This window comes from Mesorhizobium sp. WSM4989 (assembly GCF_029625795.1).
Lineage (GTDB): Bacteria > Pseudomonadota > Alphaproteobacteria > Rhizobiales > Rhizobiaceae > Mesorhizobium.
Genome location: NZ_JARTVN010000001.1, coordinates 1437554 through 1461808, shown reverse-complemented (window position 1 = coordinate 1461808; position 24255 = coordinate 1437554). Strand labels below are relative to the sequence as shown.

Genomic DNA, 24255 nt, shown 5'->3' with positions numbered 1-24255 from the left:
CAGTGCCGTCGGTTTGAATGCATCAAGGCAGTCGGAACACATAGAGCGTGCCTCCCGCCGTTGTCGTGTTTTTCAAGTCCTTCATCGCGTTGACGAAACCGAGCGCAGCAGTGGCATCGCGCGGGTCGAGATCGCCCGAGACGATGGCGCCGGCCCAGCCGCCGACGCCGGACAGGATCGCGACATATTGGTGTCCGTCGGGGCCGCGATAAGTCACCGGCTGGCCGATGATGCCGGAGGAGGTCTTGAACTGCCAAAGCAGTTCGCCGGTCTTCGCGCTGACGGCCTTGAACCAGCCTTCCATGGTTCCGTAGAAGACGATATCGCCGGCGGTTACGACCGCGCCGCTCCATACCGGGAAGTTTTCCTTGAGACTCCAGGCGGGTCTCTCCGCGGCGATATCCCAGGCGGTGAAGGCGCCGCGATTGCCGCCGGGCCCCGGGATCATGCGCACGTTCATTCCGACATAGGGCGTGCCGGCGATGTAGTTCACCTCGACGCCTTGTTCGTCCATGCACAGATTGTTGTGCGGGATGTAGAGCAGGCCCGTCTTCGGCGAGAAGGCGGAAGGCTGCCAGTCCTTGAGCCCCGAGGCGGTCGGGCAGATGTCGCGGACGACCTTGCCGGTCCCGGTCTTCTTGTCCGGGTTTGCCATCAGCCTGCCCGTCTTGAGATCCACACCCTTGCTGGAGTTGACGGGGCCATAGGGTTTTGCGGACAGGACCTCGCCGGTGGTGCGATCAAGGACGTAGAGATAGCCGTTGCGCTCCGGCCGGACCAGCACCTTGCGCGGCTTGCCCTGCCAGTTCATGTCGAGCAGGATCTGCTCATTGATGCCGTCATAGTCGTGCAGATCGTGCGGCGTCCACTGATAGAACCATTTGGCCGCTCCGGTATCGGGATCGCGGGCAAAAATGCCCGATGTCCATTTGTTGTCGCCGGGGCGCAGGTCAGGGTTCCAGGGGCCTGGATTGCCGGTGCCGTGGAAGATCAGATTGAGATCGGGATCATAGGAGATCCAGCCCCACATATTGCCGCCGCCGATCTTCCAGGCCTCCGGCGGCCAGGTCGTCACACCGAGGTCCCTGCCCTTGTCCATGTCGTAATGCGGCTTGAAATCCGGGCCGATCAGCACCTCCTTGTCGGGACCCGTGCTGTAAGCCGTCCAGACGACATGGCCATCGCCGGCGTCGAGCGCCTTGACCCAGCCGCGTACGCCCATCTCGCCGCCCGAATTGCCGACGAGCACTTTGCCCTTCACCACCAGCGGCGCCATGGTGAGGGTCTCGCCGACATTGATGTTGCCGATATGGGTGTTCCAGATCGGCTGGCCGGAGTTCGCATCGAGCGCGATCGTGTGGCCGTCCAGCGTGTTGAAGAAGATGCGCCCGTCGGTGAAGGCGGCGCCGCGATTGACGACGTCGCAGCACGCCACCCCTTGTGCCGCGGGCTCGGGATTGGGTTCGTATTTCCACTTGATCGGTGCGCCAGGTTTGGAGAGGTCGAGCGCGTAGACGATGTTGGGAAAGGGCGTCACGATATACATCGTGCTGCCGACCACCAGCGGTGCCGCTTCCTGGCCCTTGTTCACGCCGGTCGAGAAGGTGAAGGCGACCTGCAGGTTCTTGACGTTGCCTGCATTGATTTCCGCGAGCTCGCTATAGCGGGTCGAGGCGTAGTTCTTGGCTGGCATCGTCCATTGGCCGTCGTCGGGCGGGGCGGCGGAGGCCGGCGGCGAGATCGCAGGCGTCGAGGGCGACTCCGAGGCGGCCATCAGAACTGGGAGACAGGCCAGCATCATCGCCCCAACAATGCTTAATCCCGCATATTGCCGCGCAGCCCGGGTGAGGCGAGCGCGTCCGGACTGCGCACACCTCGCCGTCAGCTGTCGCGCTGCCTTCATTTCGGGACCGAGCCTCCGACGCTGGCGCCCAGTTCGGCGGCTATGTCGGCCTCGCGCCCGGCGCAAAGCGGATGACCCCAGCCGGATGCGCTTTTGCCGCCTGGGTCGAGGTCATAGATGATGGCGTCCTTGCGGTTGGGATTGACGCCTGCCGGAACCTTGTCGAGGCCGAGCGCTGCGCGGACGCGCCAGGCGACGTTGTGGTCGGCGCAGGAGGAATCGCCGCTGACCCCGAGGCCGCCGACGATCGCCTTGCCGTCGTACAGGGCCAGGCCTCCGCCGAACACCACCACGCCTCCGATCGGTTTGCCGATCAGCGGATCATTGGGGCTGCCGAATGTCTTGGCGTCGCCGGCGTAAGCCGCCGCCTGATTGACGGGGTTGGTGGCCTGCAGGCCGAACAGCGGCCCGCCTGGTTGCACCCCGGCATAAAGATTGGCGGTCGACAGGGCCATATTCGCCAGGCTGAGCCCGTTGGCCGTGTTGGCCTTCTCGGCCGCGACCAGCCGGCTGCCGGGCCATTGCGCGTCCACGGTAGGGCCGCTGAAGGCGACGGCGCAGACCGTACCGTCACGGGCAACGATCGCGGCCCATTCATTGCTCTCGAAGCCGCCATTTGCCGGCCCGCCACTCGCCTTGACATTGGCCTTCAAGGCCGACAGCAGTTTGTCGTGATCGGTCGGGCAGGGCGCTTGCGCCCAAGCGGGATTGTGTGGCAGCACCGCGATGGCCAAGAGCAGGAGGCCAAGAGCGGCCGACGGACACTGGCGGAAATGCATGGCGCTTCGGAACACCTTGTTCAACGCGGACAACAAGGGAAAACAGAAATCTGGCGGCAGAAACTCCGGTCTCGCCGTTCTGCAAGCTGATCCTGCTCTTGCTGCGCGAAACCGAACGGACAACGAGCCCCTTTGTTCCTGCTGCCCAGAAAGGGACTGCAAGAATTGCGTGTGGCAGGTGCATCCATATCGAAGTCCGGCCCAACAGCACCAAGGACCTGGCGGTGCCATCACCGCTCCTGGGAGGCGGCCAGCGTTCCTCGATTGCTGCAGCCGTCAACAGCAGGAGGTACGCGGCTGCTTGGTCTTGCGACATGTGCAGTAGAGGAACCAGCTGTGCCGCCCTGCGTTGGACGGGCAATGGAGCAGCTTCGTTCAGATTTCGCGCCGATCGCACAGCCCGGTTACTGGCTGGCCCTGCTGCTTTTGTTGCTTCCCTATGGGATCGGCGTGTTCTTCCTCATCAGGACGTGCCACTGCCTGTGACTTGATCCGCTGCCTCGGCGGCGTCGAGCTCGAGGCAAGGCGCGCTCGCGCAAATCCCGGTCTGGATCGCCCAGCTGACGAACACTTTCCTGGCCGCGGCGACCGGCCCGCGGCCATCATATGCCGCGCAGCAAGCGTCGCTGGCCAAACCGTGCAGGCGGCACCGCTTCTCGAACGGCCACTCCTCCAGGAATTCGATGGCGTCCATCGCGCAACGGATTTTCCTCACGCCAAATGGCACGTCATCAACAAGGACAGGTTCAGCGAACACATCAGTGCTCATCGCGCCTGGTTCTGCCGCGCCGTGGTCGTGACCATAGTTGTCGCTTTGCCGAGAAATCAAAGCACGCCCAACGGGCTCCCCGAAGACATTTGGGCCCATGACCTTCCTCCGCTTGATGCGCCAATCGCCGGCAGGCCAAACAGATGCTCAGCAAGGTGTTGGGCATGTGCCGGCGGCGCTGAGGTGAAATATTGGAAGCGCGATTTTCGGCGTCAAGAGCCGCCCCGTGGCGGCCGACCCTGGCTCACCTGGGGTGGGTTGGCAACTCCGCCGATCTGGGTGACGGGCGGCCGAAGAGACAAGCAGCGGCTGGTGTTTGCGTTCGGCTCCATGGGCTGACTAGAGCTGCGCGTGGAGCGTGCTGGCCAGCCAATCGGTGAACTTTTCGCGCATGGGACGCGATCTCCATTCGGCAAGGCTGATCTGCCTCGAGCGCTTCAGATCTTCGTTGAACAAGTCGATCTGCGTTCGTGCGAATTCCTTGCCATAGACGTTGAGCGTGGCCTCATCGTTCAAACGCAAAGACCGCTGGTCCAGGTTGGTGGAACCGAAGCTCGCCCAGACGTCGTCCACGATCAGCAGTTTGGGGTGATACATCGTGGGCTGAAACTCGTAGATCCGCACCCCGGCCTCGAGCAATTTGCCCCAGAAATAGCGCGAAGCTTTGCGGACGATCGGAACATCCGTCAGGGAATTGGGAACGATCACATCGACGGCGACGCCTCTTTTTCTGGCGTCCAATATCTGCTGCAGGGCGATGTCGTCCGGGAGGAAATAGGCCATGCCGATGCGCAGGTGGTCTTTGGCCGCGGCTATGGCGGCCAGCATCATCAGCTCCATGTTTTCGGAGCCGTTCGGCTGCGAAGAAAGGATCAGCTGGGCACGGAGCGCACCCGCGGCTTCGGGCGGCAGGTAGAAGTTCTCGCCCTGCAACGTCTCGCCCACTGTTTCCAGCCAGTTCTCGGCGAAGGCCGCCTGGAACCCGGGCACAGCAGGCCCTTCGATCTGGTAGTGCGTGTCGCGCCACTCATTGGGGTTGCGCGCATCTCCCAGCCAGTTGTCCGCGATGCCGACCCCGCCTGTGAAGGCGACCCGCCCGTCCACAATGAGCAGCTTGCGATGCGTCCGGTTGTTGACGCGGTCGAGCGTGTACCAGTGGATCGGCCGATAGCGCTCGAACCGAACGCCAGCACTCGTCATGATTTGGATCAGCTTCTCATCGAAGGGAAGACTGCCAAGCCAATCGACGAGCACGCGCACTTCGACACCCTCTCGGGCTTTCGCAGCCAAAGACGTGGCGAACTCGTAGCCGACCGAGCCCGACCAATAGATGTAGGTTTCCATGTTGATGGTCTTTCGGGCCGAACGGATCGCTTGCAGCATGGCGGGAAAAATCTCGTCGCCGTTGACGAGGGTCTGCACGGCGTTCGCCTCGAACATCTGCCCCTGCGAATAGCTGCTCATGCTCCTTGCGAATTGCGGATCTGCCGCATCGAAACGGTGCGGCACGATGGTGCGGATGACACGGGTCTCGGGGATCAAGTTGATCGCGAGCAGCGTGACCAGACTGGCGACAAGCGCGACGGCCAAATACTTGAGGCTGCTGAGCAGCCTCCGCCGGTTCCGACCAAATCTCACCTTTCACGCGCCCGCTGGAGGCGCCAGGGTGGCCGCCCCATACCAATTCAGACTTTGCCGATCGAAAACGACACACAGTGCTGCGTAGGCCAGCAGCACCAGGAATGCGGCGGGACGGGACGCAAAAGTGCCGATTGAGGTGAGGAAACTCGTTATCGGGTGATTTGCCATGCTCAAGAACTGTTGATCCTGACGCAGGTTCCAGCCTTGAGCCGGGAGTCTGAAGTGCAAGCCTGAAGCTATAACAACTTTCGACCAACGCCTGCATCCTTCGCAGGCAATCGGCGTTGAAGAAGGATCCTAGAGGGCGGGTTTAGACATGGACACGAAGCCAACTGACGCTGACACGGTTTCCGCTCAGGAACCGGATATCATCGTGAACAAGACCGCACATTTCGTCGGGGAATGGATCGACGAGCACAAGGCGGAAGCCGCAGCTGCAATCCCGGCCGAAATCGCCGCCGAGAAGCTCGCCGAACAATGCATCGCCGATGCCGAAGGCCTGGGAATACTGGCTGAGGATATCGGCGACGAAGTCGGCGATCTCAAGCAATACATCGCGGAAACAGTGCTCGGAGACGAAACTTCCAGCAACGGCAAGATTGAGAGCCCGCCCGATCCGCTCCCGGCGGCGCCGAATGGAGAAACCAATGCCGAAGTTCCGTTTTGAGTTCATCGAAAGTACGGCGCAGCCGGCCATCCAGGTCGACATGGAAAATTTGGATGCCGCCAAGGCCGAGGCGAAACGCGCGGCTAAGGAGGCGATGCTCGATGGGATTGTCGAAGGCGTCGACCCGACATCGTGGGTTACGAGAATCTACGACGAAGCGGGGTATCTGGTCGCCACGATCGGATTCCAGGACCTTGTGGCCGCGCCCCAAGCTGTCGGACAAGCCCACGAACAGACCGATGAGCCCGGCGTGATACGCTCGGGCTGATGCCGCTCCTGGGCAGGCCATCGGAACCTCAGTCGAGCTTTCCAGGCCAGGTCAGCTCGATCCACGCCGGGGCATGATCGCTTGGCCTTTCCAAAGCTCTTACCGCAGCATCGACGCCCGCCCCTCGCAGCCGGTTTGAAAGTGCCGGACTGATCAGGAGATGGTCCATTCGCAGGCCGGAGCTCCGGTCATAACCGCCCCGGTAGGAGAAGTTCCAGTAGGTGTAGACCCCCTTCTCGGGATGGATCTGCCGAACCGCATCCATCCAGCCCATCTTCAGCAAATCGGCGTAAGCGTCACGACTCTGCGGGAAAAACACTGCATCGCCCAACCAGCGCGCCGGCACCACCGCATCAATCGGGGTTGGCACCACGTTGTAATCGCCGCACAGGACCGTTTCCTCTTTAAGCAGGGTCTGGGAATAGCTGATCAAACGCTGGAACCACGCGAGCTTGTAATCGAATTTAGGTCCAGGCGCGGGATTGCCGTTCGGCAGATAGATGCAGCCGATCACCAGCCCATCCACCTCGGCCTCGATGTAGCGGCTGTGCGTATCGTCCGGGTCGCCTGGCAGTCCGCGCCTGCGCTCCTGCGGCTGTTTCCCACGGGCCAGAATCGCTACGCCGTTGTAAGATTTCGGCCCATGCCAGACGGCGCAGTAACCAGCCTGCCGGATCGCCTCGGCAGGGAACTTCTCATCGGATGTCTTGAGCTCCTGCAGGCAGACGATGTCATAGCCGGTTTCGCCAAGCCATTTCAGGAGGACCGGCAATCGCCCATTGACGCCATTTACGTTGAAAGTAGCGATCCTGGTCATCCGGTTATCTTGGCCGATGATCTCTCCGGGCAGTCACCCCGATACTTGGTTTGGAATACTAGCTGTCTTTCTTGTAGGATTTGGCGGCCTCATCGATCTTGCGCCAATCGTTTCCGTGACGCCGCACCAGCTCCCGCGCCTGGGCCGGCGAGATGTTTTGCGTTTCCACGATATGGTTCACTTCCGTTTCTTCGCCTTTCAGCGGGCGCGAACGTGGCCTTCTGGGCCGGCTCGCCGCTGTTTCATCTGCATCACGTCGTCTCGCCATGGGCTGACCTCTCCTGATCCGGATTAACCGTCGAATGCCGGGAAGGTTTCCGCTCGCGGTTCCTCGAGCAGTTCGGCTTGTCTCGGCTGTGTGGCTTGAACCCAAGGAACTTGCGCGGCGTTCCTTGCGAGCAGAGCTAGCGAGCGCAATCCGATGGAAAAATCCGAAGCCCATTTTGAACCGCAGAAGCCTCGTGGTGCCGAAGCGCGCTTCCCGTACGATCGAGCGGCAGTTGAGCGGTTCCAGCTTGCGTTTCCGCGCGCGAGGTGGAGCGACGAGCTCAGGAGCTGGTTCGTGCCCGGAAAAACGGCGGCGCGGCGGATCGAGCGCTGGCTGGCACAGGAGACAGCGGCTCGCGCAGCCCATGACGACAGTAAGGGGCGGGATGCCTTCGCCTTCGATCCACTGTCGAGCCACTATCTGGAAGTCGCGGACGACCTGCGCATTCGCACGCCTTATTCGAAGACCGTGCTGGAGGAACTGCGAGCGGTTCCATGGGCGAGTTGGGACGACGAACTGCGGGTCTGGCGGGTGCCTTTTCGCGCTTATGAGGAGCTGCGGCGCCGTTGGCCAAGCATCGAAAGAGCCGCCCAGCGCGCCGAGCCGGAGGAGAGGAAACGCCGGCGGGAGGCTGGTAAACACTCCGATGAGCACAAGGCCGCCAGGCTGCGCCATGCCGAACGCAGGCGCCGGCGCTATCCGGTTCCAGCCGAAGACCTGCCTCCGCTCGGTCGCGCCGTGGCGACGGTGCAATATGACGTTGTTGTCTTCACCGGGATTTCAGGCGAGCTCGCCGACCCCTCTGAGCTGGCGCCGTTCTACCCACAGTCGATGGAGACCGGCTTCGGCGCCGTTTGGGCGAGGTGGCGGCCGCCGACCTTGGCTGAACTGATCAAGACATGGCCGGCGCGGCGTCCTGCCGGATCAGCGGAACGATCGAGAGGGTGGTGGCGGCCGACGCTTGGCGAACTCAGAATCGCTCGCCGAAAGGCGAAAAGCCTGGAGCGGAGAAAACGTTCGCGAAGTGCCGATTGATATTCTTGGGTCTTTGATGGCTGTCACATGACAAGCGAGACGGGCCGCCGCCAAGGCTCGCGTACCCGACGTTCAGGTGGAATGTCACAGGCCGAAAAGGAATTTCGGGTGCGATTTCAGCCCCGCGGGACCGGCATCCCCGCAGCCAAGCACGCGAGCTCATCGACTTGATCAGCATCGACGCAGCTTCGCTTCTTCGGCAGGCGCGCCTTCTCAAGAAGACGTAACCGCTCAGGCGCGATTTTCATCACGGCCTCATTTGTTAGCGCGCGACTTGCCGGAGAGGCGTATCACCCCTTTGTCGTTCGTACCGAGTAGTGAGGCAAGCGGACGCTTGAAAGCGGTATCGTGCTTTCGCCCCTGGCTAGGAGGCACGCATGTCCCTGCATGGTGTTTTGGATTCCACCCAACTTGAAATCCTCTCAAAAGCTGTCCATCGCTATTGTTCAAGGCATGGACTTGAGAGCGAGGAAGACCGCCAGTTGGTCGCCATGAGGGCCATGAGCCTTTTCGGCCAGGGCACAACTGACCTTGACCGGCTGTCCGCGAGACTGGAAAAGCTCGAAGAACCTGGGCACGGCTAAACCGGCTGGCAAGCGTGCAGCCGTAACAGCTCCAGCGCAGCGCTCCTAATCCCGCCAAATTGCGCCATCGCTAGCAAAAAGATCGCCAACACCAGCTGCTTGCTGCAGCGTAGAAGCTTCGGCGAAAGCGAATGCGGGGAGAAGAGGGTGATGGTGCCCAGAGGCGGATTCGAACCACCGACACGCGGATTTTCAGTCCGCTGCTCTACCAACTGAGCTATCTGGGCCTGCGCCGGCTGACGGGCTCGTCCGCCGGGTTTCACGGAAGCGCCGGGTGGCGCCCCCCTCGAAAGCGCGTGGGTTATAGCACGGGAATTCGCCCTGTCCAGCGCTTAGGTGTTGATAAAGAAAAATCGCCGGGAAACGGCGTATTGCTACCGGCCTTCACTGCTCGTCTGTGGACGAAGGGCCTTGCTTGGGGCCTCCGTCTTCTTCCTCTTCGTCGTCGCGGCCGGGAATGACGTAGGCGCCTTTCAGCCAGCGATTGAGGTCGATGTCCTTGCAGCGTGTCGAGCAAAACGGATAGTGCTCCCGCACCGAAGGCTTGCCGCATTCGGGGCAGGGGCGCTTCGGCCTCAGCGGCGTGACCTTTTCGTCCGGGGTCATGGCCGCGCGACGTGCCAGTTCTTGTGCGGCTTGAAGCCCTCGCCGGACAGCAGTGCGATACTTTCGTAGAGCGGCAGGCCGACCACATTGGTGTAGGAGCCGACCAGCTTGACGACGAAGGAGCCGGCGAGGCCCTGCACGGCATAGCCGCCGGCCTTGCCGCGCCATTCCCCTGACGCGACATAGGCGTCGATCTCCTCGCGCGGCAGTCGCTTGAAGCGCACCCTGGTCTCCACCAGCCGCTGCCTGAGCTTGCCGCCCGGTGTGATCAGGCAGATGCCGGAATAGACCCGGTGCGAGCGGCCGGAAAGCAGGCCGAGGCAGTTCACCGCGTCGTCGATCGTCTCGGCCTTGGGCAGGATGCGCCGTCCCACAGCCACCACCGTGTCGGCGGCCAGGATGAAGGCCGGCGCATAGTCTTCCTCGCTTTTCAGCGAGGCGAACGCCTTCTCGGCCTTGTCCTTGGAAAGGCGCTTCGCCAGCGAGCGCGGATGCTCGGCGCGCAGCGGCGTCTCGTCGACATTGGCGGGCAGCACCCGGGCCGGTTCGATGCCGGCCTGCTGCAACAGCTCGATGCGACGCGGCGAACCCGAGGCAAGCACGAGCTTCTGCAGAATGCTCATCGCGGTTCGCGCCGAATTGTTACTTGAAGCGGTAGGTGATGCGGCCCTTGGTCAGGTCGTAAGGCGTCATTTCGACCAGGACCTTGTCGCCGGTCAGCACGCGGATGCGGTTCTTGCGCATGCGGCCGGCCGTGTGGGCGATGATTTCGTGCTCGTTTTCGAGCTTCACCCGGAACATCGCATTGGGCAGCAGTTCCGTGACCACGCCCGGAAATTCGAGGACTTCTTCCTTCGGCATTCGATACCTTTGCTTGGATGGCGGTTCCGGGGCCTAGAGCATGATGCCGCAAAGTGTGAAGCGGTTTTCGGACGACATCATGCTCTACTCTTGATCTGGAGCCGGACGATTTCAGGTCGAACAGACCTGAACTCGTCCGACTCCAGCCGGAATTTGCGGCGGAACCTATATGATAATCGCCCGCTTGTGAACATGCTTAATCCGTCGCGTTTTTTGCTTCCGGAAGCAAGAAACGCCGGCTTATGCGCGTCTTCAGCCGCTCTCGCACATCGCAATAGGCGGCCATGATATGCTCGCGCGTGCCACCGGTGTCGGTCGGGTCCGGCATCGGCCAGTACTCGACCTCGACGGCGAGCGAGCGGGTAAGCTCGAGCGCGGCGTGATGCGCTTCCGGCGCCAGCGTAACGATCAGGTCGAAATAATCGTCTTCCAGCTCGTCCAGCGTCCTCGGCTGCCGCTCGCCGAGCGTGAGACCCTCGTCGGCAAGCACGGCATCGACGAAGGGGTCGCGCTCGCCGCTGCGCACGCCGGCCGAGGCGACGAAAGTGGTGGCGGGCAGCATCCGCCGCGCCAGTTGCTCGGCCATCGGCGAGCGCACGGCATTCATGCCGCACACAAAAAGAATCGAATGCGGCAGCGCGGCCAGGACTACCCCCGCCAGTGCAGCACGCAGACGAGCGTGAACAACCGGCGCGCCGTGTCGAAGTCGATCTCGATCTTGCCGGCGAGCCGGTCCATCAGTGTTTGCGAGCCCTCATTGTGCAGGCCGCGGCGGCCCATGTCGATTGCCTCGATATGGCTGGGCGTGGAGGAGCGGATCGCCTCATAATAGCTTTCGCAGATCAGATAGTAATCCTTGACGATGCGCCTAAGCGGCGTCAGCGACAGGATGTGGGTAACCACATCGGCGCCATTCTGGCGGCTGACGGCGAACACCAGGCGCGACTCGGCCAGCGACAGCTTCAGCCTGTATGGGCCGGCGCCATCGTCGTTGACCGGCCGGAAACTGTTTTCCTCGATCAGGTCGAAGATCGCCACTGCCCGCTCATGCTCGACATCGGGCGTCGAACGCCCGATCGATTCGTCGAGCTCGACGTCGATCAGCCTGTCGCGGTTTTGGTGGTGGCCGGACATCGCTACATGTTCAGCCTGATCGCCACCGATCGTGCGTGGGCGTCGAGCCCTTCCGCCTTGGCGAGCGCGATCGCCGCCGGCGCCAGCGCCTTGAGCTGCTCCGGGCCGAGCTTCAGGATCGAGGTGCGCTTGACGAAATCGAGCACGGACAAACCAGACGAGAAGCGCGCCGAGCGCGCGGTCGGCAGCACGTGGTTGGAGCCGCCGACATAATCGCCGATGACTTCCGGCGTGTGGCGGCCGAGGAAGACGGCACCGGCATTGCGCATCCCAGCGAGGAAGTTCTCGGCGTCGTCGAAGGCGAGCTCGACATGCTCGGCCGCGATGCGGTCGACCAGCGGCAGCGAAGCCTCGATCGTCGGCACCAGGATCACGGCGCCGAAATCGCGCCAGCTCGCCGCGGCCGTCGCGGCGCGCGGCAGGCTCTTCAACTGGCGCTCGACCGCCTGCTCCACCGCCGTGCCGAATGCGGCATTGTCGGTGATCAGGATCGACTGCGCCGACGCGTCGTGCTCGGCTTGCGCCAGCAGATCGGCGGCGATCCAGTCCGGATCGTTGTCCGCATCTGCCACGACCAGCACTTCCGACGGCCCGGCGATCATGTCGATGCCGACGCTGCCGAACACCTGGCGCTTGGCTGCCGCGACATAGGCATTGCCCGGCCCGACGATCTTGGCGACCGGCCGGATCGTCTCGGTGCCATAGGCGAGCGCGGCGACGGCTTGCGCGCCGCCGACGCGGTAGATCTCGGAAACGCCGGCAAGGTCGGCCGCGACCAGAACCAGCGGATTGATGACGCCGCCAGAGGCCGGCACCACGATCACGATGCGCTCGACACCGGCGACTTTGGCCGGCACGGCATTCATCAGCACCGAGCTCGGATAGCTCGCTGTGCCGCCGGGCACATAGAGCCCCACGGCTTCGATCGCGCTCCAGCGCGAGCCGAGCTCGACGCCGGCCCCGTCCGTGTAGCGGTCGTCCTTCGGCTTCTGCCGCTCGTGATGGGAGCGGATGCGGTCGCGTGCGAATTCGAGCGCCGCGACTGTGGCTGGATCGGCCGCAGCGTATGCCTTTTCGATGTGGGCCCTGGAGACGGCGATGCCGAGCCTGCTGAGATCGGCCTTGTCGAATTTCAGCGTGTAGTCGATGAGCGCCTTGTCGCCTTCGGCGCGCACGCGCGCGACGATGTCGCGCACCACGGCTTCGACGTCGGCCGACACCTCGCGCTTGGTGGTGAGGAATGCCGAAAAACGCAGCTCGAAATCGGCGTCGGTTTGGCTAAGCGTGATGGCCATCGTCGGTGCTCAGGTCCTGTGAACCGGGCGCGAGGTGGCTTCCCAGGAGCCGCCGACATCGGCGAGCCGCGCCTCGATGCACTCGACGTCGAGCATGATCGTGCCGCCTCCGGAAAAAACCAGCTCGATGATGCCGGCCGGCTTGCTGAATGCGACGAAGCTGACCGCCAGCAGCGACAGTATCTCCGCCGGCTTGTCGCGGGCGATGCCGCTGGTCTTGGCGCCCAGCACGCGGTCGAAATGCAGCACGCTCTGGCGCCGTTCATTGTGCTGGCGGAAGAAGCCGGACCTCGCCTCCCAGACGAAGCGGTTCATGGTCAGCACGAAACGTTTGGCCGCCGGCAGGTATTCGAGGTCGGAGACCTTCATCACGGCGTCCTGGACGTGGGCCGAGATGATGCTCAGATCCTGGTCGTCGAGCGCGATGAGCTTGAGGGCCATGCGGAATGCAAACCTGAAGGTTGATTAGTCAATCTTCTGTTATGCGGTCTTTCCGCTCTGCGCAACCGAGGCGCTTTGTCAGCCCGAAATCCGCTCGATCACCGCGCCGCAGCCGGAAAGCTTCTCCTCCAGGCGCTCGAAACCGCGGTCGAGGTGGTAGACCCGGTTGACGGTGGTTTCGCCTTCGGCGGCAAGGCCTGCGATGACCAGCGACACCGAGGCGCGCAGGTCGGTCGCCATGACCGGCGCGCCCTTCAGCTTGGCGACGCCGTCGACGATCGCCGTCTGGCCGGACAGCGTAATGTGGGCGCCGAGGCGGGCAAGCTCCTGCACATGCATGAAGCGGTTCTCGAAGATCGTCTCGGTGATGCGCGACTTGCCCTTCGCCATCGTCATCAGGCCCATGAACTGCGCCTGCAGGTCGGTCGGGAAGGCGGGGAAGGGCGCGGTCGTCACATCCACCGGTGCGATGCAGGTGCCGTTGCGCTTGACGCGGATGCCGGCATTGGTCGGCGTGATCTCGGCGCCGGTCTCGGCAATGACGTCGAGCGCGCTCTGCAACAGGTCGGGGCGCGCGCCTTCCAGCACCACGTCGCCGCCGGTCATCGCCACCGCCATGGCATAGGTTCCGGTCTCGATGCGATCGGGAATGACGCGCACGCGCGCCCCCGACAGCGCCTCGACGCCCTCGATGGTGATGGTGGAGGTGCCGGCGCCGTGGATCTTGGCGCCCATGGCGATCAGGCATTCGGCGAGATTGACGATTTCCGGCTCGCGGGCGGCGTTTTCGAGTACCGTCTCGCCCTTGGCGAGCGAAGCCGCCATCATCAGCACATGGGTGGCGCCGACCGACACTTTCGGGAACACGTAGCGGTTGCCGTGGAGACGACCGTTCTTGGTTTTGGCGACGACATAGCCGTTGTCGACGTCGAGCTCGGCGTCCAGCGCCTGCAGGCCTTCGAGGAAGAGGTCGACCGGGCGCGTGCCGATGGCGCAGCCGCCCGGCAGCGACACCTTGGCCTCACCCATGCGGGCAAGCAGCGGGCCGATAACCCAGAAGGAGGCGCGCATCTTGGACACCAGCTCGTAGGGCGCGGTGGTGTCGACGATGTTGCGGGCGGAGAAATTGATGGTGCGCGAATAGCCCTCCTGCTGCTTCTCGCGCCGGCCGTTGACGGAATAGTCGACGCCGTGATTGCCGAGGATGCGGATCAGTTGCTCGACATCGGCCAGATGCGGCACGTTTTCGAGCGTCAGCGTGTCGTCGGTGAGCAGCGAGGCGATCATCAGCGGCAGCGCCGCGTTCTTGGCGCCCGAAATCGGAATGCTTCCGGCAAGCTTATTGCCGCCGACAATTCTGATGCGATCCATGAAAGAACGTCCCCTCGGCCCGGACGGGCCGGTTTCAATCGGTTGAGTATATCCGGCTCTAGACTATCGGCCGGTGCGGTTCAAGAAATAGGATTTCCCCATCTGTGGACCGAGTGTGATCGGCCAGTGTGGCTGATTTCGGTTAGTCCTTGTGCATTTTTCCAGCAGTCGGCAATCCTTCCGGCCGATCATCAGGATTGCCATCCCGCCGCGAACGGGCCTGCGCCTTGCGCTTCTGCAGGTTGGCACGCAGCGCCTCGGCCAGCCGGTCCTTGCGCTCGCCATCGCGTTTTTTCGGCGGATTTGCCTTGTCGTTCATCGCCGGTCCTCGCCGGCGGATAGCCGGCTGTGGTTCAGGCATAGTTAACATTGTGGCGCCGCCATGTCATCGAAGCCTGCTCGCAAGCGGCTTCCACAGCCGCGGCATTCGACACATGCCGCGGGAAAACCGCGCAGCGATTTCGCACGAAGGCATGCGTCGTTTTAAGGTTTTCTTGGCCTTGCGCTTGCCGGTTCGTTATGGCAGAAGCGCCGCCATCGCAGGCTGCGGTAGCTCAGTGGTAGAGCACTCCCTTGGTAAGGGAGAGGTCGAGAGTTCAATCCTCTCTCGCAGCACCAGCCCGCTTTCGGGGCACCTCCTCTCCCTTGGTCGAGCTCTCATTCCTGCCGATGGTTCGAGGAAGCCAGTTGTCACAGGTGGGTCTACCGCCGTCCTTCCCAGGCCCTATGACAGGCGCAGACGTGCGGAATACATCTTGACCTTCTCAAATGTCAGCTCGTTGAAGGAGGAGACCGGTATTGCCCCTATGCCTGCCGATCATGCGCCACCTGAAATCGCCTGACCTGTTCGGCGCGATCGACCGTGTGCCGGCGCTTGGCACGCCGGTTGGCGGGAGCACGTTCGAGGTCTTCAATCCATCGACGGGCGAATTGCTGGCGGAACTTCCCGACATGGGGATTGCGGAGACGCGCGCCGCGATCGACAAGGCCTATGCCGCACAGGCCGAATGGGCGGGGCTGACCGCCCGGGAGCGCAGCGAATTGCTGTGGCAGTGGCATCAACTGATCGTCACCCACACCGACGATCTCGCGGCGATCCTCACCGCGGAGATGGGCAAGCCGCTCGCCGAAGCCAGATCGGAAGTCTCGCATGCGGCGGCGTATCTGCAATGGTATGCCGAGGAGGCCAATCGCATCTATGGCGAGACGATCTCGGCACCGTCGACGGACCGCCGCATGCTGGTTATCAAGCAGCCGATCGGCGTCGTCGGCACGATCACACCATGGAACTTTCCCGCATCGATGGTGGCGCGCAAGATCTCACCGGCGCTGGCGGCGGGCTGCGCCATTGTGCTTAAGCCTGCCGAACAGACGCCGCTTGTCGCAGGCGCCATGTTCGCGCTCGCCGCCGAGGCCGGCTTTCCCGATGGTGTCGTGAATCTCATCTATGCCTCGGAGGGTGCCGCGGTGGGGCGCGAGCTCTGCCACAATCCCAAAGTGCGCAAGATCAGTTTTACCGGCTCGACCGAGGTCGGACGCCTGCTCATGCGCCAGTGCTCGGACCAGATCAAGAAGGTCAGTCTCGAGCTGGGCGGCAATGCGCCTTTCATCGTCTTCGACGACGCCGACATCGATGCCGCCGTGGACGGGGCGGTCCAGGCGAAGTTCCGCAATGCCGGCCAGACTTGCGTTTCGGCGAACCGACTTTACGTCCAGTCGGACGTTCACGATGAGTTCGTCGACAAATTCGTCCGGCGGGTCGGCGAGCTTCAGGTCGGTGACGGTTTCGATCCCGGCGTCGCCATCGGCCCGCTGATCGACAGGCGGGCGCTCGCCAAGATCGAATCCCACATCGCCGATGCCGTGGCAAAGGGCGGCGCGATCCGGTGCGGCGGAGGCCGGATTGCCAGGGACGGCACGTTTTTCCAGCCGACGGTCCTTACCGACGTCTCCAGCGCGATGACGGTGGCGCAGGAGGAGACATTCGGGCCGTTGGCCCCCGTCATCCGTTTCGAGGATGCCGATCAGGTCGTGCGTGAGGCCAACGACACGATCTATGGCCTCGCCGCCTATTTCTATGCGTCCAACCTGAAGCGCGTCTGGCGTGTGGCGGAGGCTCTGGAATACGGCATGGTCGGCATCAACACCGGGCGCATGTCGTCGGAAGCGGCACCCTTCGGTGGCGTCAAGCAGTCCGGCATCGGGCGGGAGGGGTCCCGCCACGGCCTCGAGAATTATCTTGAGATGAAATACCTCTGCATGGGCGGCATCTGAGACGCAGAGATTTGAACCGCAGCTCGCGCCAGGTTGTCGGCGGTTTGGCTGCTGGTTGCGCCGCTCAGTTGTTGAAATGGGACAGGTGAAAGCCGGTCTCGTCCTGCAACTCGGACAACCCTTCCTCGGCCGAGCGGAACATGTCTTCGAAAGCCAATTCATGCTCGAAGACGACGCCGCCGACGCGGATGGCGAGCACGTCCTTGTCGCCTTTCGGCGCGAAATAGATCTGGCCGACCGCTTCCCGGACGCGCTTGCCGACCTCTTTGGCGTCCTCCTCGGTCGCGCCCGCGAGGAAAATACCGAACATCGCCGTTCCGATGCGGCCGATCAGATCCTCCTTGCGCACCGAGGACCTGATGGCGGTGGCGATCAGCCGCAAGGCTTCGTCGCCCCATTCGAGGCCGAAGCGCAAATTGATCGCCGAAAGATGCTCCGGATGGATGACGAGAAAAGCGCCGGAGCGCGGCCCGGCCGGTCTGGCGGCTCGCCTGTCGACCATCGACGTGAACACGGCCCCGTTGAGGCAGCCGGTCAGATGGTCGTAGGTGCCGGATCTGGTGAGCTCCTGCCGGTAACGGCGGATCTCGACCTCTCTCCAGCCGAGTAAGGCAAAAAGCGGCAGACCGATGATAATGGGCAGAAGGGCGGCCGTGATGACGCTGCGGCCGAACGGCGTCAACGCGTCGCTGAGCAGCAGCAGATAGTTGAGGCCGAGCGACAGGCCGACGCAGCCGGCGGTGCCCAGCAGGGTCAGCCAGACGACATGCTTCCAGGGCTCTGCCGGCGCGGTCTCGGTTTTCATACTCACTGGCCAATCTCCTGTTGGACGCATTGGCATAAAGGCGGTGTGTTACGATTTCCGTTTCAGCGTGGCCTACAATTTGAAGGAAATCAGTGTCTTTCTCCCTGGATGGCGCCGGCGGCTGCGGCCCGGTTCTCGCTTCGATCTGATTCGTCGCTGAAACGGGTCAGCGTTTGGTAGGATCGCCGAGCTGCTTTAGCCATTCCGTTTTTACGCAATGGCGCAGGCAAGGCCGTTGCGCGCCTTTCCGGGTATGTCCTATTGCGGCGGGCCGAAGACGCCCATCTCGGCAGCCCTGGCGACGGATTCGGCTTTGCCGTAGATGCCCGAGGGGGACGCCATCGCCCAGCCATTGGCAACCAGCCAGGCGCCGACATCCTGTTTGCCGAGCATGCACGGCGCGGCGATGGCAAAACGGTCGGCATCGGGCGGCAGGACGCATTTGAGCGCCCGGCCGCGCAGCCAGGCATTGAAGGCGGCGCGGGCGCGCTGCCCGCAGGGCCAGATGACATCGCCGAACGCGCAGGTTTTGGCGGGATCGACCTCGATGGTCCCGCTGACGATCACCCTGCGCCCCATGGACTCGAAGATCGCCGACGAGGTGGCGACCGGGCGATAGAGCAGCGTCTCACGCCAGTCCTGCGGCATCGGCGTCTTCGGCGGCACGGCGAGGCCGAGCTCGCCGAGCGGAGGGCGGGGCTCGATGCGCTCGATCCCCGCCACGTCGAGCGGCGGCGGCGCGATGAGGTGCTCGGCTATCCTGCGCGCCGGCTGGCCTGGCCGCGTGTCATGGACGGCGATGCGAGAGGCAGGTCGGGCTTCGCTCGCGACCTGGGCGGGCGGGGAGGGCAGGTCCGGCGGCAAACAGTGCCTCGACGCGGCAACCAGCAGCGCGCCGGCGACCAGCCCGAGGCTGCCGAGCGTCGTGGCAAGCCGGCCGGTCGATTTCGCCTTGCCCAAAGCGCGCCTCGTCGTTTCACCGGATCATACATTAGGCGCCGATGACATCGCTTGAAAAGCAAGGCTTTGCGTTAAGTCTCGCGCAACCAATGCGGCCTACAATCGAGCATCGGATGTCGAGGGGGATGACATGACGCGCAAGCCGATACTGCTCTTTGCCTTCCCGGCTCTCATGCTGTTCCTGCTGGCGGCGGAACGGACGGCGACGTTTCTGCTCGGAAGCTATTCGGCCAGCCCGACCATGTGGCGCATCTGGCTCGAGCTGCGCCCCTTCTCGACGATGTTCTGGCAGCAGGTGGACTTCTATCTCGGCGGCTCGATGGCCGTCGATGCCGCCGTCATCGTCGTTGCGTCAGGCGTCTGCTGGATGGCTTGCCAGGCCAAGAGATCCGCCGGCTTCTTCCTCGCCAACCATGCCGCGCTGATGTTCGCCGGTCTGATGATAGCGGCCGGCAGCCATTCGGAAACGGCGAGCACGATCGCCAACTTCACGGCGCCGCGCGGCTTTCAATTCTCGCTGGCGATCGACTTCAGCTTGAAAAACTGCATGGTGCTGTGCCTTGGCCTTGCGGCCTGCGCCTATTGCCATGTCGCCTTCCTGCGCGAGGCGAGGCTGCGCGCCGAAGCCCGCGCCGTCCGCATCCTGGCGCTGCAGCGTGATCTGTAGACCCCGCTGATCGGAATGCCTTCCGCTATCGCCCTATGCCGCGTCAGTTGATCTTCTTGTAGTAGACTTTACCGTCGGCCTGCTGGATGCGCTGATAGGACGGATTGGGTCCGGGCGGCGCGGCCTTGCCCTTGAATCCCGGCGCGCCGACGGAGGGGTTTTCACCTGCCGACGCCTCGGCCACGGTCGTGTTGGCGAAACTGGGCTCTGGCGCCCGCGGCATCTCGGCATCGGCGGCGACGGGCTGGCCCTGCTCAAGCCGGGCGAGATTGCCGTTTATCTGGCCGAAACTCGCCTGCAGCTGCCGGTCCAGCGTCTCGAACCGGCTCTGGAAGCCGTTGTTGACGGTATCGATGCGCGCGCCGATCCGCTGCTCGAACTGGCCGAGCTGGTCCAGCCGCGCCTCCAATGCCCGAAGGTCGTTGACGCCGCGATAGAGATAGAAGGCGGCGGTGACGTTGATGGCGGTGACGAGGACCGCGCCGGCCGCGACCACGCCGATGGTTCTCGCCCGGCTCGGCCTGCCCGGCGCCGATTCCTGTTCGCTGAGTTCGATTGCCGGAATATCCGCCTCGCTGATCATCGTCATTCCACCACCACCTTTGCGCCCACCGCGACGCGCTTGAAGAGATCTATCACATCCGTGTTCGTCAGCCGAAAACATCCGGACGTGCCGTCGAAGCCGACACCTTTGGGATCGTTGGTGCCATGGATCCGATAGAGTGTGTCGCGCCCGTCGCGCGACAGATAGAGCGCCCTGGCGCCGAGCGGATTGTAGGGGCCGGCGGGCACCATCGCTGGTAGCTCCGGCTGGCGGACCCGCATTTCTTTGGGCGGGCGCCATTCCGGCCATTCGGTCTTGGCGGCGACCTTGACGGTGCCGGTCCAGCCGAAGCCGTCGCGGCCGACGCTGATCTGGTAGCGCAGCGCCTGGCTCTTGTTCGTGACCAGATAGAGCGCCTTCTCGCTTTTGCGGATGATGATCGTTCCCGGTTGCTCGCCGGTCTGGAAGGCGACCGTCTTGCGCAGGCTGGGACCCATGGCGGGAAGCGGCGGCAGTCCCGATCCGGCATCCGCGAAATCGCAAGGCACCGCCAGGGCGATGCCGATCAGGCAGGCGCCGGCAAGGCGAGTCGCTATCCGCCGCATTTGCCTTGTCGCAAATCCTGATGGAAAACCGCTGCGCGGATCTCCTGGAATTGCTCTAGCGCTGGGCATTGTCCAGCCGCTCCTTGAACATGCGCTTCAGGTCCTTGTTGAAGCGGGCCCGCCCGTCCACCTCGGAGGGCAGGATGGCGCGATTCAGCGCATCGGCCAGCAGCGCGTTGTCGAGCACCAGCGACTTGATGTGCGGCGCCTTGAAGATCTTCTCCAGCTCGCTGCGCGAGAAGTGGTTGCCGAACCATTTGCGCTTGTGCTTGTTCGCGACCAGCGTGATCGAGACGCCGTTGCCGCGCAATTCGCGGATCTTCTTGTAGAGCCGCTTGCCCTGCCTGAGCGAGGCGACGTTGAGCTCGAAGACGATGAAGATCTCGTCGCTGGTGCGCAGCACCGACTCGTGCCACGGCGTCTCGATGTTGGGCAGGTCGATGACGATGTCGTCGAAGCGGTAGGCGACGAGGTCGAGCAGCCGGAAGACGAAATCGGCGCCGCGCGGCTCGAACGGCAATTGCGGCCGCTCGAAGGAATAGAGCGTGAGGCCGGACGGCCGCGACAGCTTGATGACGTCCATCAGCTCGACATCGAGCCGCTCCGGCTGGCCGATGATGCCGGCAAGGTCGAACTGATTGAACTGGTTGAGATAGGCGCCGCAATTGGCGCTCTGGAAGTCGAGGTCGACAAGGCAGGTCGAGGCCGCCCGCTCGGCAGATTTCGAGGCGAGGTGCTCGGCCGCCGAGATGGCCAGCGTGGTCGCGCCGGCGCCGCCGCTGGCGGCAATGAAGGTGACGATCCGGCTCTTTGTGCCCTGGTTGCCGGTGTCGTGGAAGGTGACGGCGTTGAGCAGCTCCTTGGGGTCGAGCGGCTTGTGCAGCCAGTCCGACGCATTCATGCGCACCAGCACCCGCGTCTGCTCCGACGTCAGCTCGCCTGAGACCGCGATCAGCGGCACCGAAGCCCAGGCCGAGCGCGCCTCGACCAGCGCATTGTTGCCGAGCAGCTCGCCATCGCCGAGATCGAGGATGATGATGCCCGGCCGCGCATCGACCGGAGGCCCCTTGAGGAACTCGACCGCCTCCGAAACCCTGACGTCGTAGATCGCCAGCGCGTCGAGCCGGGTGGTCACGTCGTGCCTGAAATTCGCATCGGACGAAAACAGCGCGACCTGCTTGCGTTTCGTCGGCAGCACTCTGGTGTCGATGGCGTTCATGGCGACGTACTCTTCAAATCTTCGCCTGTTACCGTGCTCAGCATGGAGGGCATGGTCATGTCTCCGAGACCGAACAGTCCACCCAGAAAGAAGAATTGGTAGGTCATGTTCTGCAGGCTGACGGTGATGGTTGGCACCGGCCCGCCAAGACGTGTCTGGTAGCCAAGGCCGGTGGCTGCATAGGTAATGACGATATTGTCGCGTCGCAGGCCGGGAAAGAAGTGGCACATGCCGGGCCGCATCGTAAGTCGCTGGGCTGCGGTGATTTTTGGACAGATGTCGTTGTTGGTAACAGCCGTGTCTCCCCGGAAGATGCGGCTGAAATTGGTAGCGTCGAACGTGCCGCCATTGCTGCAAGCTCCGGTGGTTCCGCTGTATTTGCAAACGAAAGGTCCATACGCGCCGGCTACAATCGGCGCGCCGGGCGTCGCTATCGGCGCGGCAGCCGCTAGATTGGTTACGACCGGGTCGGAGATGGATGCGAGCCGCCCGCCGATCTGGACGGCCTTGGTCGCCGAATTCCATTGATAGAGCGCGTAGCCGAAATCGACGAAGCCCAGCGTCAACGCAAAGAGCAGTGTCGAAACGATGGCCATTTCGACCATCGCCGTACCGTCTTCCGTTTTTGCAAATCGCCTGATCATCGTCAGAACCGGATCAACCGCTCCTCGTGGAAGCCGTTAAGCGTGATCGGACCGATGCCGAGCAACGACAGCATCCCGATGCCGCTATATGGAAAGGCGCCCGTCGCTCTGACGATGCAGACCTGCGCGGTGGTGGAGCGGTATTCGGTAACACCGGAGACCACCGCGTCATGGCAGGAACCGCTCGCGGCGATGGTCACCGTCGCATTGTTGGATGTGCCCCCCGCTTTCTGCCAGCCTTTGACGCGCGGGCTGCCTGTGCCTCCCACATTGCCGAATACCGCAATGTTGGCCGCGATATTGGCGCAGTTGATCGCCGCGAGGCCGTTGTCGGTGTACATCTGGCTGTTGCAGCGGGCCGCAAAACGCGCGCCATCCGTGAGCCCGGCCTCCATCAACAGCTTGTCGTGGATCAGATTGCCGAACTCGAACACGCCCGCCGACAGGGGCACCATCAGAGGTAGTATCAGCGCCGTCTCGACAAGCGCGGTGCCGCGATGGTCGCGTCGAAATCTGAATAGGTGACGGAACAGGGTTCTGGTCATTGCCATCACCGGTAAAGCTGGGCTTCGTCGCGCAGGTAGTTGTCGAGCGTACCGCTACCACCCTTCCCGGTGATGTCGACCAGTTCGACGAAAATGTCCTTCCCGTCCCTGATCGGTTCTGTAATGAAGAAACTGGCGAATCTTCTAACCGGAATGCCCGTCAAGCGGCCGCTGAAGTTCATGCCTGAAGCCTTGAGAGCGTTGCAGTCCAAGATTGCGCCGTAAAGCAACCGGCGGTCAGGGGTCGAGATCGGCGTGCCAGCCCCAGCAGGCGGAGTACCTTTTTCGCCGCTGACTGCCGCGTCGCCGACAATGTTGTCGGAGGTGTTGCCGTCGCCATTGGGATCGAGCTCGTATTTGTAGGTCTCATAGCGAGTGGGAAGATCGGCGCCCGTGCCGGAAAGAGCATCTGGCAGGTTGCCTGCACCATGGCCGGAATCACGGAGCGGATGGTTCGCTTTCCAATATCGGGAAAGGTTCCAGTCGCCGCCGCCCATGCGGCCACCCATCATAGTGCAACTGCCAGAGATCTGGCACGAGTCGCGCTCAAGCCCGACGCCCTTTGTGGGGTCCGTTTCGTATTCGACTTTGTTGCTCTTGACGTACTGGTCCCAGTTCTTAGCGCCCTTGCGGACATTGACCGCAGGACCGTCCGAGTAGTTGGACGAATTGATCCCGAATCGCGAGTTGATGCCATTCTCTACCGGTCCGGCATTCTGTCCCGGCTCGGTGTCGACGCCATCGCGCGAATAGCAATTCTGCGGCTTGGAGTCGGCGAGCATCTTTTCAAGCTGATTGGCGCCGTTGCCGAACGGCGAAGCCAGGAAAGCGAAGTTGCCGGGAAAATAATACCCGTCACCGCGCAGCTTGATTTGGCGACGACGGTATTGCCTGGTTTGCGCTGCCTGCTCCAGCGTGACGCCGCCCGTGATGGTTGTGTCCTCATACGGGTTGCACATGAACACCGGCGTGTACTCGCAAACGCCTGATGTGAACCCGGCAGTCGCCACCGCCCCGATTGTCCACGAATTGTCGGTGCCGCCTGGCAGGAACGATATCGGGAATAGTGTGTCGAAGCCCGTGGGCGTCACTTTGACCTGTATGTATCTGGTTTCATCTTCGCCCACGGCAGGCGTGGGATCTGCAAGATAAGTAGCCTGGTTGGCAGTCGTTATCTGGGTACCGTCCGCAGGGGGGATTGCCTTGAGGAAACACCACGAAATGTTTCCGGCGCTGTTGCATCGTGCCGTGCCGCCCGGTTGCCCGGAGGTCAAAGTGAATCGACCTGAAGTTGAGAAATTACTCTCATTGTCGACCAGCGTCGCCATAGCGCGCTCGGCCCGCCCCCATGAACCCGGAAAACCATCAAGTTCTGCAGCCCCAGCCAACGAAAAGGCGTCGGCAGCTTTTTGGAGGTCGTTTTGCAAATTGTTGGCCCGGCTCAAGTCGATCACCAGCAGCGAAAAGCCAATGATCGCCGGCAACATGATGGCCACTAGAACGAGGGCAATACCCCTTTGGTCGTGCCAGAACGCGCGAATGGTTCGCAACAT

Annotated in this window: 29 protein-coding genes and 2 tRNA genes; 7 read left to right on the top strand and 24 right to left on the bottom strand. The window is 63.0% G+C overall.

From position 1 onward, the window contains the following. Positions 1-22: 22 nt before the first annotated feature. The 4 genes from P9217_RS07115 to P9217_RS07100 form a co-directional block, all read right to left on the bottom strand. A complete protein-coding gene (locus tag P9217_RS07115) occupies positions 23-1774 on the bottom strand; it encodes a methanol/ethanol family PQQ-dependent dehydrogenase (protein WP_278052655.1) in 1752 nt (583 codons plus the stop codon). A 125-nt stretch (positions 1775-1899) separates the two neighbouring features. Continuing rightward, positions 1900-2682 carry a heme-binding protein gene (locus P9217_RS07110; protein ID WP_245322486.1) on the bottom strand — a complete coding sequence of 261 codons (783 nt, stop codon included), beginning with the start codon at positions 2680-2682 and terminating at the stop codon, positions 1900-1902. 463 nt (positions 2683-3145) lie between these two features. Then, the gene (locus P9217_RS07105; RefSeq protein WP_095782978.1) at positions 3146-3550 is read right to left on the bottom strand and encodes a DUF982 domain-containing protein; all 405 of its coding nucleotides are present in this window, start codon (positions 3548-3550) and stop codon (positions 3146-3148) included. A gap of 240 nt (positions 3551-3790) precedes the next feature. Beyond that, on the bottom strand, positions 3791-5041 hold the full coding sequence (locus P9217_RS07100) for a phospholipase D-like domain-containing protein (protein WP_245432959.1): 1251 nt from the start codon (positions 5039-5041) through the stop codon (positions 3791-3793). Positions 5042-5408: 367 nt separating this feature from the next. Here P9217_RS07100 and P9217_RS07095 point away from each other — a divergent pair, with 367 nt between their 5' ends. Beyond that, entirely contained in the window at positions 5409-5759 is a 351-nt protein-coding gene (locus P9217_RS07095; RefSeq protein WP_095777394.1) for a DUF768 domain-containing protein, read from the top strand. Beyond that, positions 5740-6027, top strand: a complete 288-nt coding sequence (locus P9217_RS07090; protein WP_066993818.1) for a hypothetical protein — start codon at positions 5740-5742, stop codon at positions 6025-6027. Before P9217_RS07095 ends, P9217_RS07090 begins: the two co-directional genes overlap by 20 nt. A gap of 28 nt (positions 6028-6055) precedes the next feature. On the opposite strand, the gene xth is transcribed toward P9217_RS07090, so the two are convergent. Then, positions 6056-6844, bottom strand: a complete 789-nt coding sequence (gene xth / locus P9217_RS07085) for an exodeoxyribonuclease III (RefSeq protein ID WP_278086332.1) — start codon at positions 6842-6844, stop codon at positions 6056-6058. 58 nt (positions 6845-6902) lie between these two features. Beyond that, positions 6903-7112 carry a hypothetical protein gene (locus tag P9217_RS07080; protein WP_066993812.1) on the bottom strand — a complete coding sequence of 70 codons (210 nt, stop codon included), beginning with the start codon at positions 7110-7112 and terminating at the stop codon, positions 6903-6905. Between the two features lie 153 nt (positions 7113-7265). Between P9217_RS07080 and P9217_RS07075 the strand changes: the two genes are divergently transcribed. After that, on the top strand, positions 7266-8147 hold the full coding sequence (locus P9217_RS07075; protein WP_127248491.1) for a hypothetical protein: 882 nt from the start codon (positions 7266-7268) through the stop codon (positions 8145-8147). A gap of 377 nt (positions 8148-8524) precedes the next feature. Then, a complete protein-coding gene (locus P9217_RS07070; RefSeq protein ID WP_066993806.1) occupies positions 8525-8731 on the top strand; it encodes a hypothetical protein in 207 nt (68 codons plus the stop codon). A gap of 151 nt (positions 8732-8882) precedes the next feature. Here the strand turns inward: P9217_RS07070 and P9217_RS07065 are convergent. From P9217_RS07065 to P9217_RS07020, 10 genes are all read right to left on the bottom strand, one after another. Continuing rightward, positions 8883-8958: transfer RNA gene (locus P9217_RS07065), tRNA-Phe, on the bottom strand. Positions 8959-9115: 157 nt separating this feature from the next. Then, positions 9116-9337 (bottom strand): DNA gyrase inhibitor YacG, encoded by a 222-nt coding sequence (gene yacG / locus P9217_RS07060; RefSeq protein ID WP_278086333.1) that lies wholly within the window; start codon positions 9335-9337, stop codon positions 9116-9118. Next, a complete protein-coding gene (locus tag P9217_RS07055) occupies positions 9334-9960 on the bottom strand; it encodes a Maf-like protein (RefSeq protein WP_278086334.1) in 627 nt (208 codons plus the stop codon). The genes yacG and P9217_RS07055 overlap by 4 nt, the downstream gene beginning before the upstream one ends. 19 nt (positions 9961-9979) lie before the next feature. Then, complete coding sequence (gene infA / locus P9217_RS07050) at positions 9980-10198, bottom strand: translation initiation factor IF-1 (protein WP_006200926.1); 219 nt, start codon at positions 10196-10198, stop codon at positions 9980-9982. Positions 10199-10394: 196 nt separating this feature from the next. Beyond that, a complete protein-coding gene (locus P9217_RS07045; protein ID WP_278086941.1) occupies positions 10395-10859 on the bottom strand; it encodes a low molecular weight phosphatase family protein in 465 nt (154 codons plus the stop codon). Then, positions 10847-11332 (bottom strand): UPF0262 family protein, encoded by a 486-nt coding sequence (locus P9217_RS07040; protein WP_066993793.1) that lies wholly within the window; start codon positions 11330-11332, stop codon positions 10847-10849. Before P9217_RS07040 ends, P9217_RS07045 begins: the two co-directional genes overlap by 13 nt. A 2-nt stretch (positions 11333-11334) precedes the next feature. Beyond that, entirely contained in the window at positions 11335-12627 is a 1293-nt protein-coding gene (hisD, locus tag P9217_RS07035; RefSeq protein WP_278086335.1) for a histidinol dehydrogenase, read from the bottom strand. Positions 12628-12636: 9 nt separating this feature from the next. Further along, a complete protein-coding gene (locus P9217_RS07030) occupies positions 12637-13068 on the bottom strand; it encodes a DUF2948 family protein (RefSeq protein ID WP_067328564.1) in 432 nt (143 codons plus the stop codon). Between the two features lie 78 nt (positions 13069-13146). Further along, positions 13147-14439: a UDP-N-acetylglucosamine 1-carboxyvinyltransferase gene (gene murA / locus P9217_RS07025; RefSeq protein WP_278086336.1), complete on the bottom strand. Its 1293-nt coding sequence runs from the start codon at positions 14437-14439 to the stop codon at positions 13147-13149. 142 nt (positions 14440-14581) lie between these two features. Next, a complete protein-coding gene (locus P9217_RS07020) occupies positions 14582-14758 on the bottom strand; it encodes a hypothetical protein (protein WP_095782987.1) in 177 nt (58 codons plus the stop codon). A 224-nt stretch (positions 14759-14982) separates the two neighbouring features. Here P9217_RS07020 and P9217_RS07015 point away from each other — a divergent pair. Both P9217_RS07015 and P9217_RS07010 read left to right on the top strand, forming a co-directional pair. Continuing rightward, positions 14983-15057: transfer RNA gene (locus P9217_RS07015), tRNA-Thr, on the top strand. Between the two features lie 180 nt (positions 15058-15237). Then, positions 15238-16713 (top strand): NAD-dependent succinate-semialdehyde dehydrogenase, encoded by a 1476-nt coding sequence (locus tag P9217_RS07010; protein WP_278052766.1) that lies wholly within the window; start codon positions 15238-15240, stop codon positions 16711-16713. Between the two features lie 64 nt (positions 16714-16777). Here P9217_RS07010 and P9217_RS07005 read toward each other — a convergent pair whose 3' ends face one another. Continuing rightward, positions 16778-17518, bottom strand: coding sequence for a GGDEF domain-containing protein (locus P9217_RS07005; RefSeq protein WP_278086942.1), 741 nt, complete (start codon positions 17516-17518; stop codon positions 16778-16780). A gap of 258 nt (positions 17519-17776) precedes the next feature. Next, positions 17777-18478 (bottom strand): thermonuclease family protein, encoded by a 702-nt coding sequence (locus P9217_RS07000; protein WP_278086337.1) that lies wholly within the window; start codon positions 18476-18478, stop codon positions 17777-17779. Between the two features lie 130 nt (positions 18479-18608). Here P9217_RS07000 and P9217_RS06995 point away from each other — a divergent pair, with 130 nt between their 5' ends. Next, positions 18609-19145, top strand: coding sequence for a hypothetical protein (locus tag P9217_RS06995; protein ID WP_127248283.1), 537 nt, complete (start codon positions 18609-18611; stop codon positions 19143-19145). A gap of 43 nt (positions 19146-19188) precedes the next feature. On the opposite strand, the gene P9217_RS06990 is transcribed toward P9217_RS06995, so the two are convergent. Genes P9217_RS06990 through P9217_RS06965 form a run of 6 tightly spaced genes read right to left on the bottom strand, consistent with a single transcriptional unit; the run spans position 19189 to position 24255 of the window. Continuing rightward, positions 19189-19734: a hypothetical protein gene (locus tag P9217_RS06990; RefSeq protein ID WP_278086338.1), complete on the bottom strand. Its 546-nt coding sequence runs from the start codon at positions 19732-19734 to the stop codon at positions 19189-19191. Next, positions 19731-20294 carry a L,D-transpeptidase gene (locus P9217_RS06985; RefSeq protein ID WP_278086339.1) on the bottom strand — a complete coding sequence of 188 codons (564 nt, stop codon included), beginning with the start codon at positions 20292-20294 and terminating at the stop codon, positions 19731-19733. The genes P9217_RS06990 and P9217_RS06985 overlap by 4 nt, the downstream gene beginning before the upstream one ends. 55 nt (positions 20295-20349) lie before the next feature. Next, on the bottom strand, positions 20350-21513 hold the full coding sequence (locus tag P9217_RS06980; RefSeq protein WP_095802502.1) for an AAA family ATPase: 1164 nt from the start codon (positions 21511-21513) through the stop codon (positions 20350-20352). Then, positions 21510-22157 carry a TadE/TadG family type IV pilus assembly protein gene (locus P9217_RS06975; protein WP_278086340.1) on the bottom strand — a complete coding sequence of 216 codons (648 nt, stop codon included), beginning with the start codon at positions 22155-22157 and terminating at the stop codon, positions 21510-21512. Before P9217_RS06975 ends, P9217_RS06980 begins: the two co-directional genes overlap by 4 nt. A 2-nt stretch (positions 22158-22159) precedes the next feature. Continuing rightward, positions 22160-22702, bottom strand: coding sequence for a TadE/TadG family type IV pilus assembly protein (locus P9217_RS06970; RefSeq protein WP_278088288.1), 543 nt, complete (start codon positions 22700-22702; stop codon positions 22160-22162). 5 nt (positions 22703-22707) lie between these two features. Next, positions 22708-24255 (bottom strand): TadE/TadG family type IV pilus assembly protein, encoded by a 1548-nt coding sequence (locus P9217_RS06965; RefSeq protein WP_278086342.1) that lies wholly within the window; start codon positions 24253-24255, stop codon positions 22708-22710.

Excerpts from the sequence above, each read along its gene's own strand:
- P9217_RS07115 (WP_278052655.1), bottom strand. The coding sequence starts at position 1,774 with ATGGCCGCCTCGGAGTCGCCCTCGACGCCTGCGATCTCGCCGCCGGCC.
- P9217_RS07110 (WP_245322486.1), bottom strand. The coding sequence starts at position 2,682 with ATGCATTTCCGCCAGTGTCCGTCGGCCGCTCTTGGCCTCCTGCTCTTG.
- P9217_RS07105 (WP_095782978.1), bottom strand. The coding sequence starts at position 3,550 with ATGGGCCCAAATGTCTTCGGGGAGCCCGTTGGGCGTGCTTTGATTTCT.
- P9217_RS07095 (WP_095777394.1), top strand. The coding sequence starts at position 5,409 with ATGGACACGAAGCCAACTGACGCTGACACGGTTTCCGCTCAGGAACCG.
- P9217_RS07090 (WP_066993818.1), top strand. The coding sequence starts at position 5,740 with ATGCCGAAGTTCCGTTTTGAGTTCATCGAAAGTACGGCGCAGCCGGCC.
- xth (WP_278086332.1), bottom strand. The coding sequence starts at position 6,844 with ATGACCAGGATCGCTACTTTCAACGTAAATGGCGTCAATGGGCGATTG.
- P9217_RS07080 (WP_066993812.1), bottom strand. The coding sequence starts at position 7,112 with ATGGCGAGACGACGTGATGCAGATGAAACAGCGGCGAGCCGGCCCAGA.
- P9217_RS07075 (WP_127248491.1), top strand. The coding sequence starts at position 7,266 with ATGGAAAAATCCGAAGCCCATTTTGAACCGCAGAAGCCTCGTGGTGCC.
- P9217_RS07070 (WP_066993806.1), top strand. The coding sequence starts at position 8,525 with ATGTCCCTGCATGGTGTTTTGGATTCCACCCAACTTGAAATCCTCTCA.
- yacG (WP_278086333.1), bottom strand. The coding sequence starts at position 9,337 with ATGACCCCGGACGAAAAGGTCACGCCGCTGAGGCCGAAGCGCCCCTGC.
- P9217_RS07055 (WP_278086334.1), bottom strand. The coding sequence starts at position 9,960 with ATGAGCATTCTGCAGAAGCTCGTGCTTGCCTCGGGTTCGCCGCGTCGC.
- infA (WP_006200926.1), bottom strand. The coding sequence starts at position 10,198 with ATGCCGAAGGAAGAAGTCCTCGAATTTCCGGGCGTGGTCACGGAACTG.
- P9217_RS07040 (WP_066993793.1), bottom strand. The coding sequence starts at position 11,332 with ATGTCCGGCCACCACCAAAACCGCGACAGGCTGATCGACGTCGAGCTC.
- hisD (WP_278086335.1), bottom strand. The coding sequence starts at position 12,627 with ATGGCCATCACGCTTAGCCAAACCGACGCCGATTTCGAGCTGCGTTTT.
- P9217_RS07030 (WP_067328564.1), bottom strand. The coding sequence starts at position 13,068 with ATGGCCCTCAAGCTCATCGCGCTCGACGACCAGGATCTGAGCATCATC.
- murA (WP_278086336.1), bottom strand. The coding sequence starts at position 14,439 with ATGGATCGCATCAGAATTGTCGGCGGCAATAAGCTTGCCGGAAGCATT.
- P9217_RS07020 (WP_095782987.1), bottom strand. The coding sequence starts at position 14,758 with ATGAACGACAAGGCAAATCCGCCGAAAAAACGCGATGGCGAGCGCAAG.
- P9217_RS07005 (WP_278086942.1), bottom strand. The coding sequence starts at position 17,518 with ATGAAAACCGAGACCGCGCCGGCAGAGCCCTGGAAGCATGTCGTCTGG.
- P9217_RS06995 (WP_127248283.1), top strand. The coding sequence starts at position 18,609 with ATGACGCGCAAGCCGATACTGCTCTTTGCCTTCCCGGCTCTCATGCTG.
- P9217_RS06990 (WP_278086338.1), bottom strand. The coding sequence starts at position 19,734 with ATGACGATGATCAGCGAGGCGGATATTCCGGCAATCGAACTCAGCGAA.
- P9217_RS06985 (WP_278086339.1), bottom strand. The coding sequence starts at position 20,294 with ATGCGGCGGATAGCGACTCGCCTTGCCGGCGCCTGCCTGATCGGCATC.
- P9217_RS06980 (WP_095802502.1), bottom strand. The coding sequence starts at position 21,513 with ATGAACGCCATCGACACCAGAGTGCTGCCGACGAAACGCAAGCAGGTC.
- P9217_RS06975 (WP_278086340.1), bottom strand. The coding sequence starts at position 22,157 with ATGATCAGGCGATTTGCAAAAACGGAAGACGGTACGGCGATGGTCGAA.
- P9217_RS06970 (WP_278088288.1), bottom strand. The coding sequence starts at position 22,702 with ATGACCAGAACCCTGTTCCGTCACCTATTCAGATTTCGACGCGACCAT.
- P9217_RS06965 (WP_278086342.1), bottom strand. The coding sequence starts at position 24,255 with ATGTTGCGAACCATTCGCGCGTTCTGGCACGACCAAAGGGGTATTGCC.